The organism is Candidatus Cloacimonadota bacterium (genome assembly GCA_020532355.1).
GTDB lineage: Bacteria > Cloacimonadota > Cloacimonadia > Cloacimonadales > Cloacimonadaceae > UBA5456.
This window is the reverse complement of record JAJBBD010000327.1, coordinates 1-3201: the sequence shown is the minus strand read 5'-3', so window position 1 is coordinate 3201 and position 3201 is coordinate 1. Positions and strand designations below refer to the sequence as shown.

Genomic DNA, 3201 nt, shown 5'->3' with positions numbered 1-3201 from the left:
CAAAATTTGTATAGTAAGCAACCTTCTTCACATGATACTTGGATGTGATCAAAACATGGGTTTGTGGCATAAAAAATTGGAAATTTTCCTTGCCTTAATTGCCTCAATTTTTATAGTGGATTCAATTATTTATTATATTGTAAGGATTTCGATAATTATAATCCATAGAATAGAGGTTTAAGCAATGCTGCATTGTTTGGAATGCTAGAGCCTGGCTTAGGATTGCTGATTGGACTCTGCTTGCAGGGTCAGTTATATAATTATTTGTAATATCCTACACTTAAACTGATGTGAGGTAATCGATTGAATAATAACACTAATAACTTTACTAATGCTGGTGCTTATGAACTCAGTCTTGGCTTAGATTATTCCTCATTATTTGAATTTCGGCTTCAATTCCAGACTGAGCTCTATTTTTTGCAGCAAAAACAGATAATGCCAAACTTACATATACATTTTTCTGAAGCTTCATCATGGCTGTAATGACGAGATTAAGGCAAGCCCTTGCTTTATGCGCTCTCACCATGCGAACTTGGGGAGTATAAAAACAGTATGAAGAAGATAATGTTCATTACCGACCTTTACCCCCATAAGTATAACGCTGCAGCAGGAATTTTTGTGCATCATCAACTTAGTGAATTATCGAAGCATTACCAGATCTTTGTAATGGCGACTTGTGATAAATATTCATGGGCAATTGAACACTCCAAAGAAAATGATATTACCATTACACGGGTGTATTATCCGTATTGGCAAAGATATTTTCTGAGTTCTCTTATTTCATACCCTTTATTTACTTTGCCCGTAACAATATTCAGTTACTTACGCTGGAAGCCGGATATCATTCACGTACACGATTTTCGTCATGTGCCGGAATTGCTTTGGCTAAGATTATGGTTAAAGTTTATTGCTAAACCTCAGTACCTCACGATTCACAACATCAGAACTCACCCCAATAGACTGGGGAACAATCCCTTAAAATGGTTTTATAAGCTAACCTTGCTACCTGCCCTGAGGCGATGGACTCATGTTTTTACAGTAAACAATCGTTTGGCAGATTGGATTTATCCACACGGATATTCACAGGATAGTGTCAGCGTAATTGGCAATGGCATTCACCCCTTCAACAACAATGATAAGATCTGCATTTCGTCATGGCTAAGTGATGCAGAACCAAATTGTTTTAAGATTATTGGGGTGGGGAATCTGGTACCCGAAAAAGGATTTGATATCCTCATTAAGGCGGTGGCTGCACTCTGCGCTAACTCATACAATATCCAGCTCTTGATAGTTGGTGATGGCAGTGAAAGAAAAAGCTTATGCCAATTGATAACCACGCTTGAAATGCAGGACAACATACATTTTGCAGGAATCTTGCCAAATGATACGGTAAGAAGCTTATATCCGCACTTCGATGCCTTTGTGCTACCAAGCTATAGCGAGACATTCGGGATTGTATATATTGAGGCGATGTATGCCGGACTTCCCGTTGTTGGAATAAGGGGCGAAGGGATTTCGGGGCTGTTTGACGATGGTGTGGAAGCACTGTTTGCCAAACCAAAAGATATTGATGATCTATCCGATAAAATGCTTATCTTGATTAGCAATCCACAACTTTGTACATCAATGGGTACGGCTTCCGCTAAGAAGGTTAGAAAACGGTTTATGATGAAACAACTGATAGATAGAGTGAGAGAAGTGTATGAAAGATAAGCGAATACTAATGATTCTGAATGAATTTCCACCAACAGCCCAAAGCGGGGTTCAACGAGGCTTAAAATTCTTGAAGTATGCTGTCCGCTTTGGTTGGGAAGCTCATGTTATTGCCCCCAAATCTCCAATTAGAAAAACTCTTGATCAATCGTTAATGGCAGAAATCCCGCCTGAAGCTAATGTGTACCGAGTTGCAGGTTTGGGGCTCAAAGTAGTTTCTGAAAGCAAAATGGTTCATGCCAGGTTCAAAGAAACGGCGCCCAAACAGCTATATATCCGCCTCTTCTGGGCAGCCGTAAAACTGATTAACGATCTGTTGTTTCCATACGACAAACAGATAGGTTGGATGCCCTTTGCCCTTTTCAAAGCTATCCAATTGATCAGAAAGCATAAACTGCGGAATGTATTCATCAGTGCTTTTCCCTATTCTGCCTTTCTGGTGGGGATTGCCCTTAAATTCTTATACAAGGATCGCATTTTTTGGATCGCAGACTACCGTGATGCCTGGCAGTTCTCCCCTTTGCTGGACAGATACGTTCTGCCCTTCAGGCATCGGATAATCTGCCGTACGGATGATCTGATCCTCAGAACTTGCGATATGGCGTTGTTTACCACCGAGAAAACCCGTTTACGCTACGTAGAAACACACTCCTGGCTGAAAGACAAATCACAGTCCATCACCAATGGTTTTGATGAGGATGATTTTTGCCGCAACGGGATCAGCCAGATCAATGCTAAATCCTTTAAAGACTTTAGCTTGGTTTATATGGGGAAGTTGCATATTTCTTACGGCAGCCCAATCCCATTACTGGAAGCTATGAAGCAGAGCAAGATGCCGCAAAGCCGCATGATCCACATTGGCAGCGCAGATTCTGCCGTGTTGAACACCATAGTAAAAGAGGGATATAGCAATTACAGTTTTGAAGGCTACAAAACTCATAGTGAAGCACTTAACTATTCCAGCGGAGCAGATATCAATCTAATAATCCTTTCGGACGCACCCGGATCCGAAACCTGGTTCCCGGGAAAACTGTTTGAATTGATCCGCATAGGTAAACCTATCTTGGCAATCGGACCTAGAACCAGCGTGATTGAAGATGTACTATCCTCAACGAGATCGGGGAAGTATTGTTACCGCGAAGATATCCCCGGAATTGTGTCGAGTTTGAATGAGATCATCAATCATGCTGAGGTTTTTCAGGCAAAGCCCGATGCAATCAAGCAATACTCACGGGAAGTGCTTGCCGCAAAACTTCTCAAGCTTTATGGCTAATTTAAAGCCTGCAAAACTCCATAAATACTGTTTCGGGTTTTAGCTCTTTCAAACACTCCACCTCGCAGGCTATTCGCTTTCTGCCCACACACGGGGCACAGCTGATATGATTTCTTACCACCCTGCTCTCGGGGGAAAATGGTGCGGTCTGTGCTTCATCGCCGGGACCAAAAATAGTAAGGCTTTTCACTCTAAAACAAGAAGCAATATGCCCT

At 41.6% G+C, this 3201-nt stretch carries 4 protein-coding genes; 3 read left to right on the top strand and 1 reads right to left on the bottom strand.

Features of this window, described 5'->3' with window-relative positions:
• The 3 genes from LHW48_11225 to LHW48_11215 form a co-directional block, all read left to right on the top strand.
• Positions 1 to 181, top strand: a 181-nt coding sequence (locus LHW48_11225) for a hypothetical protein (GenBank protein MCB5261018.1), incomplete at its 5' end; no start/stop codon positions are given.
• Between the two features lie 371 nt (positions 182 to 552).
• A complete protein-coding gene (locus LHW48_11220) occupies positions 553 to 1713 on the top strand; it encodes a glycosyltransferase family 4 protein (protein ID MCB5261017.1) in 1161 nt (386 codons plus the stop codon).
• Positions 1703 to 2986 (top strand): hypothetical protein, encoded by a 1284-nt coding sequence (locus tag LHW48_11215; GenBank protein ID MCB5261016.1) that lies wholly within the window; start codon positions 1703 to 1705, stop codon positions 2984 to 2986. The genes LHW48_11220 and LHW48_11215 overlap by 11 nt, the downstream gene beginning before the upstream one ends.
• Before the next feature lies 1 nt (position 2987).
• On the opposite strand, the gene LHW48_11210 is transcribed toward LHW48_11215, so the two are convergent.
• A partial coding sequence (locus LHW48_11210) for a glycosyltransferase family 9 protein (protein MCB5261015.1) occupies positions 2988 to 3201 on the bottom strand: 214 nt, incomplete at its 5' end.

What these genes read in the sequence shown, in the direction of transcription:
- LHW48_11220 (MCB5261017.1), top strand. Translation starts at nt 553, where the DNA reads ATGAAGAAGATAATGTTCATTACCGACCTTTACCCCCATAAGTATAAC.
- LHW48_11215 (MCB5261016.1), top strand. Translation starts at nt 1,703, where the DNA reads ATGAAAGATAAGCGAATACTAATGATTCTGAATGAATTTCCACCAACA.